General features: G+C 69.0%; 11 protein-coding genes. 3 read left to right on the forward strand and 8 right to left on the reverse strand.

The annotated features are described in order from the left end of the window. The first annotated feature begins 65 nt into the window (after positions 1–65). Positions 66–1,268 carry a PucR family transcriptional regulator gene (locus ABIB14_RS05445; RefSeq protein ID WP_354234656.1) on the forward strand — a complete coding sequence of 401 codons (1,203 nt, stop codon included), beginning with the start codon at positions 66–68 and terminating at the stop codon, positions 1,266–1,268. Here ABIB14_RS05445 and ABIB14_RS05450 read toward each other — a convergent pair. Next, positions 1,265–2,635, reverse strand: coding sequence for a GAF domain-containing serine/threonine-protein kinase (locus tag ABIB14_RS05450; RefSeq protein WP_354234658.1), 1,371 nt, complete (start codon positions 2,633–2,635; stop codon positions 1,265–1,267). The two genes, ABIB14_RS05445 and ABIB14_RS05450, sit on opposite strands and share 4 nt — an antisense overlap. A 214-nt stretch (positions 2,636–2,849) precedes the next feature. Continuing rightward, positions 2,850–4,463 (reverse strand): peptide chain release factor 3, encoded by a 1,614-nt coding sequence (locus ABIB14_RS05455; protein ID WP_354234660.1) that lies wholly within the window; start codon positions 4,461–4,463, stop codon positions 2,850–2,852. Between the two features lie 330 nt (positions 4,464–4,793). Between ABIB14_RS05455 and disA the strand changes: the two genes are divergently transcribed. Beyond that, positions 4,794–5,870: a DNA integrity scanning diadenylate cyclase DisA gene (gene disA / locus ABIB14_RS05460; RefSeq protein ID WP_354234662.1), complete on the forward strand. Its 1,077-nt coding sequence runs from the start codon at positions 4,794–4,796 to the stop codon at positions 5,868–5,870. Between the two features lie 80 nt (positions 5,871–5,950). Here the strand turns inward: disA and ABIB14_RS05465 are convergent, their stop codons facing one another. Beyond that, complete coding sequence (locus ABIB14_RS05465; protein ID WP_354234664.1) at positions 5,951–6,652, reverse strand: hypothetical protein; 702 nt, start codon at positions 6,650–6,652, stop codon at positions 5,951–5,953. A gap of 228 nt (positions 6,653–6,880) precedes the next feature. Here ABIB14_RS05465 and ABIB14_RS05470 point away from each other — a divergent pair, with 228 nt between their 5' ends. Further along, positions 6,881–7,717 (forward strand): iron-sulfur binding domain-containing protein, encoded by an 837-nt coding sequence (locus ABIB14_RS05470; RefSeq protein ID WP_354234666.1) that lies wholly within the window; start codon positions 6,881–6,883, stop codon positions 7,715–7,717. 29 nt (positions 7,718–7,746) lie between these two features. Here ABIB14_RS05470 and dhaM read toward each other — a convergent pair whose 3' ends face one another. The 5 genes from dhaM to ABIB14_RS05495 form a co-directional block, all read right to left on the reverse strand. Then, positions 7,747–8,427 carry a dihydroxyacetone kinase phosphoryl donor subunit DhaM gene (dhaM, locus tag ABIB14_RS05475; protein WP_354234668.1) on the reverse strand — a complete coding sequence of 227 codons (681 nt, stop codon included), beginning with the start codon at positions 8,425–8,427 and terminating at the stop codon, positions 7,747–7,749. Beyond that, on the reverse strand, positions 8,424–9,053 hold the full coding sequence (dhaL, locus tag ABIB14_RS05480) for a dihydroxyacetone kinase subunit DhaL (protein WP_354234670.1): 630 nt from the start codon (positions 9,051–9,053) through the stop codon (positions 8,424–8,426). The genes dhaM and dhaL overlap by 4 nt, the downstream gene beginning before the upstream one ends. Before the next feature lie 2 nt (positions 9,054–9,055). Then, on the reverse strand, positions 9,056–10,057 hold the full coding sequence (dhaK, locus tag ABIB14_RS05485) for a dihydroxyacetone kinase subunit DhaK (RefSeq protein WP_354234672.1): 1,002 nt from the start codon (positions 10,055–10,057) through the stop codon (positions 9,056–9,058). A gap of 77 nt (positions 10,058–10,134) precedes the next feature. Then, positions 10,135–10,644 (reverse strand): amino-acid N-acetyltransferase, encoded by a 510-nt coding sequence (locus ABIB14_RS05490; RefSeq protein ID WP_354234674.1) that lies wholly within the window; start codon positions 10,642–10,644, stop codon positions 10,135–10,137. Between the two features lie 33 nt (positions 10,645–10,677). Next, the gene (locus tag ABIB14_RS05495; RefSeq protein WP_354234676.1) at positions 10,678–12,795 is read right to left on the reverse strand and encodes a S9 family peptidase; all 2,118 of its coding nucleotides are present in this window, start codon (positions 12,793–12,795) and stop codon (positions 10,678–10,680) included. Between the last annotated feature and the right edge of the window lie 124 nt (positions 12,796–12,919).

The raw sequence follows: 12,919 nt of genomic DNA on the forward strand, positions 1-12,919 counted from the left end.
TCACCCAAGGCATACGATCGACTCTAAGAAACTATCTCTGCACAACAACCTTTTGGATTCCCGTCATGGACGCTTCCCCCGCCGCCAACACCGGCTCCCCCGCCTACGACCCGCCGTGGCTGGCGCTGCCGAAAGAAGTGTCCGACATGCTGCGACCCACGATGCCCGGCATCGTGGAAGCCATCATCGCGGCGGTGCCGCAGCTGGTTCCCGCCTATGCCCGGCCCATTGAGGGCCGCTTCGGGCGGGGCCTCCGGCGCGGTGTGGCGGCGGCACTGGACCGATTCCTGCAGCTTCCCGGCACCACGCTTCCGGCGCTTTCCGTGGAGAGCCGGCAGCTCGTGGCAGGACTGGGCAGCGGAGAGTTCCGGCAGGGGCGGAGCATGGACGCGCTGCTAAGTGCCTACCGGATGGGCGCCCGCGTCACGTTCCGCGAGATGTCCAAGGTCTCGGTGGAGCACCAGCTCGGCCAGAACGTGGTGGTGAACCTGGGCGAATCGATTCTTGCGTACATCGACGAGCTGTCCGCGGTCAGCGCCGAGGCCTATGCCTTTGAGCAGTCCGAACGCGCCGGAGCCGTGGACCGGCGCCGCACCGAACTGCTGGATCTGCTGCTGCTGGGTCAGGCGGACGAGGCGGCGCTGCGCCAGAGCGCGGCCATGGCTGACTGGTCGCTGCCGCAGCGCATGTCGGTGGTCACACTGCCGGTGGACCGGGCCGCCGGGCTGCGGTTGCGGCTGGGCCCGGGAACCCTGCTGATCGAACGCGAGACCGACGCGGTGGCGCTGGTCCCGGCGCACAAGGCCAAGTCCGCACGGACGGACCTGGAGAAGGTGTTGCGGGGCCGCGGCGCGTCAGTGGGCCCGGCCGGCGGCTGGAAAAAGGTTCCCGAATCCCTGCGCCTGGCCGTTCTGGCGGCGTCGGTCCTGCCGCTCCGGGACGGCCCGGGGGACCCGCCGATCTGGGCGGACGAACATCTGGCGGCAGTGATCCTCGGCGCCGAGCCCTCCGCTATCACCGAGCTGGCTAACCGCCGGCTCGCGCCGCTGGAAGGGCTCCGCCCGGCGCAGCGCGAGCGGCTCGCCGAAACCCTGCTTTCCTGGCTGCGCCATTGGGGCCAGCGCGGGCCGGTGGCCGCTGAACTGGGCATCCATCCGCAGACCGTGGGCTACCGGGCGGCCCAGCTGCGGGAATTATTCGGGGACGCGCTCGAGGACCCGGTGGCGCGGTTTGAGCTGGAACTCGCACTGCACGCCGGCAGGCGTTAGCCGACGATCGCCTCGCGGCTTTGCAACCGCATCTCAAGATCGTTCATGACAATCCCGGCGAGGTCCTCGAGCGTCCGGGTGTCCTCCGCGGTGAATACCCGCGGCTCCCGATCCAGGATGCAGAACGTGCCCAGATTAAAGCCGTCCGGTGTGCGCAGCGGAACCCCCGCATAGAATTGCAGCCCGAAGTCCCCGGCCACCAGCGGGTTGGAAAGTGTCCGCGGGTCGGTCCCGGCATCCTCGATAATCCAGGGCCCGTCCTGCAGGATCGCCGAGGCGCAGAGCCCCGGGTCCCGGCCGATCTCGGTGACCTCGGTGCCGTGGTGGGCCTTAAACCAGATCCGGTCATGGTCCACGACGCTGACGATTGCCACCGGCACCGAAAAAACCCGGGCTGCGAGCGCCGCGATCCGGTCGAAGGCGCCGTCCTCGGGCGTGTCGAGGATCCGGTAGCGTTCGACGGCGCGCATCCGGCCGTCCTCGTCAGTCGCCTCCGCCGTCCGGTCCAGCCGGTGGCGGGCCGCGCTGTTGATCACTTCCTGGCGTAGGGCCAGGGATACCTCACGGGCGGGCGGCCTGGCGGCCGGGTCGCGCGACAGCATGGAGGACAGCAATGCCGCCCACATGGGGGCGAGCTCCTCCGGAATCTGGGGGTCATGCAGCAGCCGCGCAACGGCGGACTGGATCGGCGCACCCGGATAAGCCATCTTTCCGGTCAGTCCCTCGAGCAGGACGAGTCCGAGCGAGTAGATGTCGCTGGCCGGCCCGGCGGGTTCGCCGCCGGCCTGCTCGGGGCTCAGGTAGGCCGGCGTCCCGGAGGTGCCGCCGTCGTCGTCCGCGCGGTTCTGACCCATGATGGCCGCCACGCCGAAATCGGTCAGTTTAGCCCGGGGGCGGCGGTCGTCGTTGCTGTAGTCCACCAGCAGGATGTTCGCCGGTTTGATGTCCCGGTGCACGATCCCGTGGTGGTGGATGTAGGACAGCCCGTCCGCGAGGTCGTAGCCGATGTGGGCCATGTGCGCTGCGGAGAGCGGCCCCCGGATGGACCGGTGGCGCAGGTCTTGTCCGCGGACCAGTTCCATCACGAGGTAGGTCAGCCTGGAGTCCGGATTGCTCAGGTCAGCCCCGGCGTCGAACAGCGTCACCAGGGCATGGTGGCTCATCCCGGCGAGGATCCGCACTTCCTGGCTTTGCCGGCGGGTGCGTTCGAGATCGTCCGCGTCGTTGCGGAAGAGTTTGACCGCAACGTCGCGCTGCAATAATTCGTCAAATGCGCGGTATACGGTTGATTGGCTTCCCCTGCCAATGAGGGATTCGATCCGGTACCGTCCGCTGAGCAGCAGGCCGGATTCCATAGTTATCGTCAACGAGTTTGTGTGTTCCCTCAATAAGGGCCCGCAGACGGAACGGGCAGATCAAAGCTAAAGCCGGCCCAATCTGCCGGCGCCCGCAAAAGTGACAAGGTTACTTATGATACCGCGGAATGCGGATTCAGCAAGATCCCGCGGCGGGAAAATTCGGCTCCCCCCGGCGGGCGCCCTGGCAGCGGGTCCGGATCGGGCTGCGGCCGGAGCCAGGCGGCTATTTTGCCGGGTTGTGCGTGCCGATCGGCACCAGCGTCAGGTCGGGGTGGTTCTTCTCGATCCGGCGCAGGGCCCAGACATCGTTGAACAAGGCCAGATACTCGCCATCGGAGCGCAGCAGCACCTCGGCGCCGGTCACGTTGGCCAGTACGGGCATGGCGTCCGACGTCGTAATCCGCGCCAGCGAGTAGGGCAGCCGCTCAAGCCGCATCGGGGCACTAAAATCGTGGGACATCCGGTCCTCGACCACCTCGAACTGCATCGGGCCCACGGCGGCCAGCACGGGGGCCTGGTCGCCGCGGATGTCGGAGCGGAGCACCTGGATGACACCCTCATGTTCGAGCTGCTCGATGCCGCGGCGGAACTGCTTGAACCGGCTGGGGTCCTTGGAACGGGCCACCTGGAAGTGTTCCGGGGCGAACAACGGGATGGCAGGGAACTCCACCGGCCGCTCCAGGAACAGGCTGTCCCCGACGCGGAGCGAGGAGGCGTTCACGAGGCCCACAACGTCGCCCGGGAAGGCCTCGTCGATCACCTCGCGTTCACGGCCGAACACCTGCTGGGCGTACTTGGTGGCGAAGGACTTCCCGGTCCGGCCCTGGGTGACCACCATGCCGCGCTCGAACATGCCGGAGCAGACCCGGATGAACGCCACATGGTCCCGGTGGGCCTTGTTCATGCCGGCCTGGACCTTGAAGACGAAGCCGGAGAACGGCGCATCGACGGGGCGCGGGTCGCCGTCGACGTCGGGCCGGGGCGCTGCCGGCGGGGCGAAGTCGACCAGGGCGTCGAGGATTTCCTTGACGCCGAAGTTCAGCGCCGCCGAGCTGAACAGGATCGGTGTCGCCTTGCCGGCATGGAAGGCCTCGACGTCGAATGCGAGGTTGGATTCGATCACGAGTCCGGCCTCGTCCACGGCGTTGGCCCAGTCCACGCCCTGGCTCGCGGCGGCCTGCTCCGGTGTGAAGTACTCGGTAAGGGCGATGTTGGCGCCCGCGTTGTTGCGCTTGAACTGCGCAAACCGGTCATTGCGCAGGTCCCAGACACCGCGGAAGTCGCCGGAGATACCCACCGCCCAGGTCAGCGGCATGGGCTGCAGGCCGGTGCGTTCGGTGATCTCATCCATCAGGGCCAGGGCGTCCAGACCGGGCCGGTCCCACTTGTTGATCACGGTGATAATGGGCAGATTCCGCTGCTTGCAGACCTCGAAGAGCTTCATGGTCTGGGTTTCCAGGCCCTTGGCGGCGTCCACCAGCATCACGGCACAGTCGACGGCGGCCAGCACGCGGTAGGTGTCCTCGGAGAAGTCCGCGTGGCCGGGGGTGTCCAGCAGGTTGATGACGGTGTCCCGGTAGGAAAACTGCAGTGCCGCGGAACTGATGGAGATGCCGCGGTCCTTTTCCATCTGCATCCAGTCTGAGACGGTCTCCTTGCGGTTGGCCTTGCCGCTGGACGCGCCGGCGGTGCCGATCACCTTGGCGTGCAGGGCGAGCGCCTCGGTGAGGGTGGACTTGCCGGCGTCGGGGTGGGAGATGACTGCGAAGGTCCGGCGCCGGGCTGCCTGCTGGTGAATCTTGTGGACTCGGGCGGGGCTGTGGACTTCTTGAGACACGGTGCTACTTTCGCTGCGGCTGTGAACGGGTCACGGGGCGGAGAGCCCGCGATACACCCAAGGCTTCAAGTTTATCGCAGGCGGCGGCGCGGCTGGGTAGTCGCCGTTGCGGCGCTGCAAAGTGCCGTTTGAGTGAGGTCGGGGGTGTCAGTTTGCGAGGTGCCTGCCGGCGGCCCGGAATGGGCCACTTTGGCCCTTGATCGTGCGGAAACCGTCCGCCGGTGCCCCTATGATGGTGCTTACGGGAAACCGGGCACTTTTGTTCTTGCCGGCGAACGACGAAACCGGCGTACTTGCGGGCAGCGGCCTGCACCTTTGAAGGGAAATTGCATGGCTCGGAGTCCCGAAGATGCACTCAAGGCGACTCTGGCCAGGGTGGCACCGGGGACGCCCCTGCGGGACGGGCTGGAGCGCATCCTCCGCGGACGTACCGGCGCCCTGATCGTGCTGGGCATCGACCGGACCATCGAATCCATCTGTTCGGGCGGTTTCGAAATCGGGATCGATTTCTCCCCCACCCGCTTGCGGGAACTGGCCAAGATGGACGGTGCGATTGTCTGCGACAAGGATGCGAGCAACATCCTGCGCGCCGGCGTGCAGCTGGTGCCCGATTCCAGCATTGACACCCAGGAGACGGGCACCCGGCACCGGACAGCGGAACGGGTGGCCATCCAGACCGGCGTCCCGGTCATTTCCGTGAGCCAGTCGATGCAGATCATCGCGCTCTACGTGAACGGGCTGCGCCACGTCCTGGAAGGCTCCGAGAAGGTCCTGGCCCGCGCCAACCAGGCGCTGGCCACCCTGGAACGCTACCGGTCGCGTCTGGACCAGGTGACCAGTTCGCTGTCCGCCTTGGAGATCGAGGCCATGGTGACCGTCCGGGATGTGGCAGTGACCCTGCAGCGCCAGGAGATGGTGCGGCGCATCTCGGAGGAGATCTCCCAGTACGTGCTGGAACTGGGCGAGGACGGCCGCCTGCTCTCGCTCCAGCTGGATGAACTGACGGTGGGCCGCGGACCGGGCAGCGACGTGATCATCCGTGACTACTCCGGAGCAGGCGCCTCGGCCGAGGACATCGACAAAGCCGTCAAGGCCCTCGTGAACCTGGGGCCGACCGAACTCATCGACCTGGGCAAGATCGCAGGGATCGTCGGCTTCGCCGGCGGCGAGGCGAACCTCGACGCCGTCGTGCAGCCCCGCGGCTACCGCCTGCTCTCCGGTCTCAAGGCGGTGCCCAAGGCCGTTGCCGACCGCCTGGTGGACCACTTTGGCGGGCTGCAGTTCCTGATGGCGGCCACCATTGATGACCTGATGACCGTGGACGGGATCGGTGACCAGCGCGCCCGTACCGTCCGCGAAGGCCTGAGCCGGATGGCCGAGGCGAGCCTGCTGGACCGGTTCCTCTAAGCCCCGCTGCACCGCCGGCGATTGCTCCGAAACCGCCCTTTTCGGCCCTCTAAAGGGCACCTGTGGAGCAGCCGACGGGATCAGCCGAGCTGGAACACGGCCTTGGCGCTGGTCTTGCTGCCGAGCCGGGCGGTAACGACATAGGTTCCTACGGCAGGTTTGGCCGCGACCGCGGCGCATCCCTGCACCGAGCGCTTACGATCCCACGGGAAATTCGCGCTTTCACTCTGTCCCGGCGCGATGGTTTTTACAAGGTCGGTATTGTCCGCCTGGCAGTCCTTGGACGAGAAGATCCGGTCAGTTCCGCTCGTGACCAGGTACTCCATCTGCGACGTTCCGATGTTGACTTCGCACGGCACCCGGTTGCCGTTGGTGACCTTCAGCGTCAGCAACGGATTCTCCCCCGGGCTGTAGGCGGCCTTGTCCGTGGCCGCCGAGACCGTCAAGAGCTTCTCGTCGCAGCCCGTGCTCGGGCTCGGCGAGACAGTTGCTGACGCCGTCGGGCCGGCGGACTGGCTGGGGGCAGAGGTGCTGCCCGGTAGTTCCTGCTGGGGGGACTCGCCGTCGGTGGCCGCCGGGGGGGCGCCGTTGATGGAGCCGGAGATTGCCGCGAACCCGCCCACGGCGAGGGCGAGTACCAGCAGCAGGATGGCCCCGGCGAAGAGCCGGCGGCGGCGGTAGACCGGACTGACGGGTTTCCGGGCCGCGCTTCCGCTGGTCTTTGCCTTGGCGGACGGCCGCGGTCCCGCACCGTGCGTTCCTGAGCTGCCTTGCCTGACCATCCTTCTAGGCTAGAGAATGCCGCGGGTTATGCGGGGCCACCACGCCGCTGGCCGGAGTATGCTCCTGATCTCTATTAGGCTGATTCGATCAAAGCCCTAGCCGATTCCCCCGCCCGCCCGGCCGTTGCGGCCGTCCCGCCCGCCGAACTGCACGCTGCCCTGGATACCTGGTTCGATGAGGCCGCCCGGGACCTACCGTGGCGCGCTGCCGGCTGCTCTGCCTGGGGCGTGCTGGTCAGCGAAATCATGCTGCAGCAGACGCCCGTGGTCCGGGTGCTGCCGGTGTGGGAGGAATGGCTGCGGCGCTGGCCCGGCCCGGCCGCCCTGGCCAGGGAACCAGCCGGCGAGGCGGTCCGGTCCTGGGGCAGGCTGGGCTATCCGCGCCGTGCACTCCGGCTGCACGCGGCCGCCGTCGCGATCGTCCACAACCACGGTGGCCAGGTCCCCGGCAGCTACCCCGACCTGCTCGAGCTTCCCGGCGTCGGCAGCTACACGGCGGCCGCCGTCGCCGCCTTTGCTTTCGGCCGCAGGGAGACGGTGGTGGACACCAACATCCGCCGGGTCCACGCCCGGCTCTTCACCGGGGCCGCGCTGCCGGCGCCTGCCCTGACGGCCGGCGAGATGCGGCTGGCGGCGCAACTGCTGCCCGACGACGCCGCCGCCTCCGTGCGTTGGAACGCCGCTGTGATGGAGTTGGGAGCGCTCGTCTGCACCGCCCGGACCCCCAAGTGCGGCGACTGTCCCGTCCGAGGGGCCTGCGCCTGGCTCGCCGCAGGTGAACCGCCGCCCACCTACACGCCCAAAGGGCAGGCCTGGCACGGGACGGACCGGCAGGTGCGCGGCGCCGTGATGGCTGTGCTGCGGGTGGCCGACTCGCCGGTGGCCCGCGAACTTTTGGAGCACGCGCCAGCGGACCTGGGCTTCGAGGCCGCGGGGATCGGCGTCCCGCTGGCGGCGCTGCACCGGTTGAACTCGGCGCCTGAGCAGCTGGAACGAGCCGTCGCCGGGCTGCTCAGCGACGGCCTGGCCGAACTGCTCCCGGCCGGGCTGCGGCTGCCGGGCTGAGCTTCCCCCGGGCTTAGCTTCTCCCGGGCTTAGGGCTCCCCGAAACCGGTCTTGATCAAGCCGCCCAGGTAGTCCAGCGCCTGGCCCGCGTCCGGCCCGCTGGCCTCGACGTGCAGCACGGTTCCCTTGCCGGCACCAAGCATCATAAGCTCCGTCATGGATGCCCCGTCGACCCCGTTGATTCTGACGTCGGCGTCCATTCCGGCCAGGCCGCCGGCAATTTTCGCGGCCGGCCGGGCGTGCAGCCCGGCCTGGTTGACGAGTTCAAAGTCGCCCTGGGCATCCGGCGGTTGCAGGTGTCCGTGTCCGTGCCCGGGCCCCGGCTGCTGGGCCGGTGGCCGGTAGACGGCTTCGGCGGCCTCCTTCACGGTAACGGCGTCGGCCCCGGCCTGCGCGGCGACGGCGGCCGCGACGAGGCCTTCGATCAGGGGGGCGTCCGCCAGCCGGATGGACTCCGGATCCGCGGCGAATTCCACCGCGGATTCCGCTGTCATCACGGCGGAGCCAAGATCGGTCAGCACCACGACGCCGTTTCCCCCCGCGGCTCGTTCCAGCGCGGCCATCACCTTCTCCAGGCTGGTTCCGATCCTGCCGTCGTCGGTGCCGCCGGCGGCCACGATCACGACGTCGGGCGCCATTTGCGCGGCGAGTTCGACGGCGCCGTCGGCGATCTTTTCGCTGTGCGAGACGACGACGAGTCCGACCGTCATTCGGCGGCTGCGGCGGCTGCGCGCAGGATCAGCGCGCTGGATGCCGCTCCCGGGTCCCGGTGGCCGATGCTCCGCTCCCCCAGGTAGCTGGCGCGGCCCTTGCGGGCGAGCATCGGGTCGGTGGACACGGCCCCCGCCTCGGCCGCCTCGGCAGCGGCGGCCAGGACCTCGTGGACATCGCCGTCGCCATCCGCGGCGGCGGCGGACGCATCAACCGCAGGGGTCCAGGCATCCACCATCGTTTTGTCACCGGATTCGGCCTTGCCGCGGGCCACGATGCCGTCGCGGGCTGCCTGCAGGGCGGCGGCCAGCGTGGCCGCATCGATGTCGGTGATATCCCCGAGCGCCGTGCCGGCCCGCAGGAACGCCGTTCCGTACAGCGGCCCGGCGGCGCCGCCCACCTTCGACATCAAGGTCATGGCGGTGAGCTTAAGCGCAGCGCCGGCCGTTTCCGGCGGGGTTTCGGTGAGCTTGTCCATCACGGCCCTGAAGCCGCGGTCCATGTTTTCGCCGTGGTCTGAGTCCCCGATCGGCCGGTCCAGGTCGATGAGCTCCACCCGGTGCTCGGCCATGGCCTCCGCGGACAGTGTCAGCCACCGTACCGCCCAGTGGACGTCCAGCCCCACGTTCAGACGCCCCAGCGAAGGGCCGGCGTGTGGACGGGTGCGTCCCAGAGCCCTGTCATTTCATCGTCGAGTCGCAGGACGGTGATGGAACAGCCCTGCATCTCGAGGGCGGTGATGTAGTTGCCCACCAGCGAGCGCGCCACGGTGACGCCCTGGTCCGCGAGCCGCTGCGCGGCCCGGCGGTAGACGATGTACAGCTCGCTCTGCGGCGTGCCGCCCATGCCGTTGACGAACAGCAGGACCTTGTCCCCGGAGGCGAGGCCGAGGTCGCTGACGACGGGGTCCAGCAGGCGGTCCGTGATGCCGTCGGCGTTCTCCATCGGGATCCGGTGCCGTCCCGGTTCGCCATGGATGCCAATGCCGATCTCGATCTCGTTGTCCTCGAGTTCAAAGCTGGGCACGCCGGCGTGCGGGACGGTGCAAGCGGTCAGGGCCACGCCCATGGTGCGGACGTTGTGGTTGACCCGGTCACCGATGGCGGCGACGGCGTCGAGGCTGTCCCCGCGCTCGGCCGCCGCGCCCGCTATTTTCTCCACTAGGACAGTTCCGCCCACGCCGCGGCGCCCGGCCGTGTAGAGCGAGTCCTGGACGGCGACGTCGTCGTTGACGAGCACCGTGCGGACCTCCACCCCCTCGGCCTGCGCCAGCTCGGCGGCGGTCTCGAAGTTCAGCACGTCGCCGGTGTAGTTCTTCACGATATGCACGACGCCGGCCCCGGAGTTCACCGCGAGCGTCGCCGGCAGGATCTGGTCCGGGGTGGGCGAGGTAAACACCGCGCCGGGCACGGCGGCGTCGAGCATGCCCATCCCCACGTAGCCGCCGTGCAGGGGCTCGTGACCGCTGCCGCCGCCGGAGACGAGGCCCACCTTGCCCGCCGCCGGAGCGTCCTTGCGGACGATGAATTTGGGGTCCGGGTGGACGGTCACCAGGTCGGCATGCGCCAGCCCGAACCCCTCCACTGACTCGTCGACCACGGCTCTGGGATCGTTAATGAGTTTCTTCATGGCTGTGCTCCCTGGATGGTGTCCTGGCTGCTTGCTTAGACCCTACTACCGGGGCCCAGCCAAGGGTAGGCCCCGGACTACAGCGCCCGGATCATCCGGGTGTTGCCCAGGGTGTTGGGCTTGACCCGCGCCAAGTCCAGGAATTCCGCAACGCCTTCATCGTGCGAGCGCAGGAGCTCTGAGTACACCACCGGGTCCACGGCCGTCTGGTCGGCCATCACCACGAAGCCGTGCTTCCGGAAGAAGTCCACCTCGAAGGTCAGGCAGAACACGCGGGAGACGCCCAGCGCCGTCGCATCTTCCAGCAGCCGCTCTACCAGCAGGTGCCCCACGCCCTTGCCGCGCCACGCATCCGCAGTGGCCAGCGTGCGCACCTCGGCCAGGTCCTCCCACATCACGTGCAGCGCCCCGCAGCCGACCACCTCGCCGTCGCCCGTCTCGGCGATCCGGAACTCCTGGAGGCTCTCGTAGTACGCCACGGTCTCTTTGGCCATAAGGATCCGTTGCCCGGCCAGGGGTGCAACCAGGGTCTTCACGGTGGCGACGTCGCCGGTGCGGGCAGGGCGGATGCGGATCGTCTCAGTCACAGCCCAATCCTACGGCGCGGCATCCCGGCGGGATCAGAGGCCGAGCTCGTCCGGGACGGGAATGTCCTTGTCCAGCAGGTTCCTGGCGAGGAAGTGCTCGACCACCCCGTACCAGACCTTGGCGTGCTGGGGCTGGAGAATCCAGTGGTTCTCGTCCGGGAAGTAGAGGAAGCGGTGTTCGGTCTCGCCCTTCTCGTCGGCGGCCAGCTGCGACTTGGAGAGCAGCTCGTACCAGAGCCGCAGCCCCTCGCCGATCGGCACGCGGTAGTCCTTGTCGCCGTGGATGACCAGCATGGGCGTGCGGATGTTTTCCACGTGCAGGTGCGGGGAGTTCTCCGCGGCCATCTCGGCCGTCATTTCCTTAAGCCAGTACTGCGCGGAGTCCGTGGTCGGGCCGAACTGGTCCAGTGCCCAGAGGCTCGCATGCGTGACGATCGCGTTGAACCGGTCCGTGTGCCCAGCCACCCAGTTGGCCATGTAGCCACCGAAGGAACCGCCCATTGCGGCCGTGCGCGTCTCGTCGATGTCCGGCCGGCGGACAACGGCATCAGTGATCGCCATCAGGTCCAGGAAAGGGGCGTTGCCCCATTCGCCCCAGCCGCGCTGGATGTGGTCCTGGCCGTAACCGGTGGACAGGGCAGGGTCCGGCAGCAGCACGGCGTAGCCCCTGGCCACGAGAAGCCAAGGGTTCCAGCGCCAGGTCCAGGCATTCCAGGAGCCCAGCGGGCCGCCGTGGATCCAGAGCAGCAGCGGCGCGGGGTTGCCGGCCGAGGCGCCTTCCGGCAACGCCAGGTAGCCGGGGACCCGGTCGCCGGCGGCCGACGTCGTCTCCACCCGCTCGAGCACGCCGCGGTAGGCGGGGCGCCCGGCAGGAGCCTGCAGCCGGGTGACGCCGCCGCCGGACAGGTCAATCCGCACCGCCTCCGCCGGGAACTCGTAGGAGCTGCGGAGCGCGTAGGCGCTGCGGCCGTCCGGGGCGACGGCGACGTCGGTATAGGCGGCGGAGTCGGCCGTGAGCCGGACCGGGCCGGCGTCCGCACCGGCAGTACCGGGCACACCAACCCGGAACACCGGCGACGCTCCGTCCTCGTCCGCCGTCACGAGTAGGGCCGATCCGTCCGGCAGCCAGGCGGCGGGCCTCGGCCAGCGGTCCCAGCCCGGCGCGAGCGGCCTCAGCGCAGCGTCTCCGTCGGCCGGGACGGCCAGCAGATGCAGGCCGATCCGGGGTGCCTGCCCGGGGGTCGTGTCGGACTCGCTAAGCACCACCAGGGTCCGGCCGTCGGGGCTGACCGGGCCGGGGAAATAGCTCATGCCCTCGGTGTCCAGCAGGACCCGGCGGGTGCCGGTGGCCACGTCGACCGCCACCAGCACGGTGCGGGAGTCGGCATTCGCCAGCGGCCGGGTGAAGCTGCTGTAAAGGGTCTTCCCGTCCGGGCTGACGACGGTGTCGGCCTCGCGGAGCCCGTTGCCGGCGTCGGGGGTCAGGTTGCGCAGCTTGACTTCAGGGACGGCGTCGACGGTGCCCGGCTTTCCTGGTTCCGGCTCCGCGCCGGGGTCGACGGCGAACAGTCGCGGCTGCGCGGGGCCCAGGTCCGCGTCCCAATAGCGTACCGGGTAGCCGGTGTGCAGGATCGCGGCCACCTTGTTGTCCTGGCGGGTCTTGCGGCGCTCCTCGTCGTTGTCCTCGTCTGTGGAGCCGGCAAGCACGGAAGCCGCGACGAACAGGGCGCCGGCGTCCTTCGCGGCCAGGAGGCCGCTGACACCGCCGGCGCGGGAGAGCACCACACTGGCCTCACCGCCGTCGGGCGGAAGAACCCAGAGCGCGTTGACCGGATCGGCGTCCGGACTTTCGGGGTCCGGCCGCGCCGAGGTGAAGTAGAGGTTGCCGTCCGCCGCGAACACGGCCCCCGCCTCACCCTTGGCGCTGCGGGTGATCCGCCGGGCCTGCTTGTTCCCTTCGGGGTCCAGTTCCCACAGCGCGGTGCGGTATTCGGTGCCCTTGTCGTTCAGCGTGGCCACGGTGGTGACCAGCCTTGTGCCGTCGGGGCTCAGCGCCAGGCCGCTTACCCGCGGGATTGCGAGGTAGTGGTCCAGATCGTGGAACGGGGTGTCGGGGTGTTCGCCCAGGGTCTGCGTGTCGGTGGAAGCCATGCCCTCGATTCAACACCCCCCGTGGGCCGGATCACACCCCGTTCACTCAGAGTGAAACACTGCTTTCAGATCAAGGCCTGTTCCTCCACGGCACGCCGGCCGCCTCGGCCTTGATGAGCACCGG

This window comes from Arthrobacter sp. UYEF3 (assembly GCF_040546245.1).
Classification (GTDB): Bacteria; Actinomycetota; Actinomycetes; order Actinomycetales; family Micrococcaceae; genus Arthrobacter.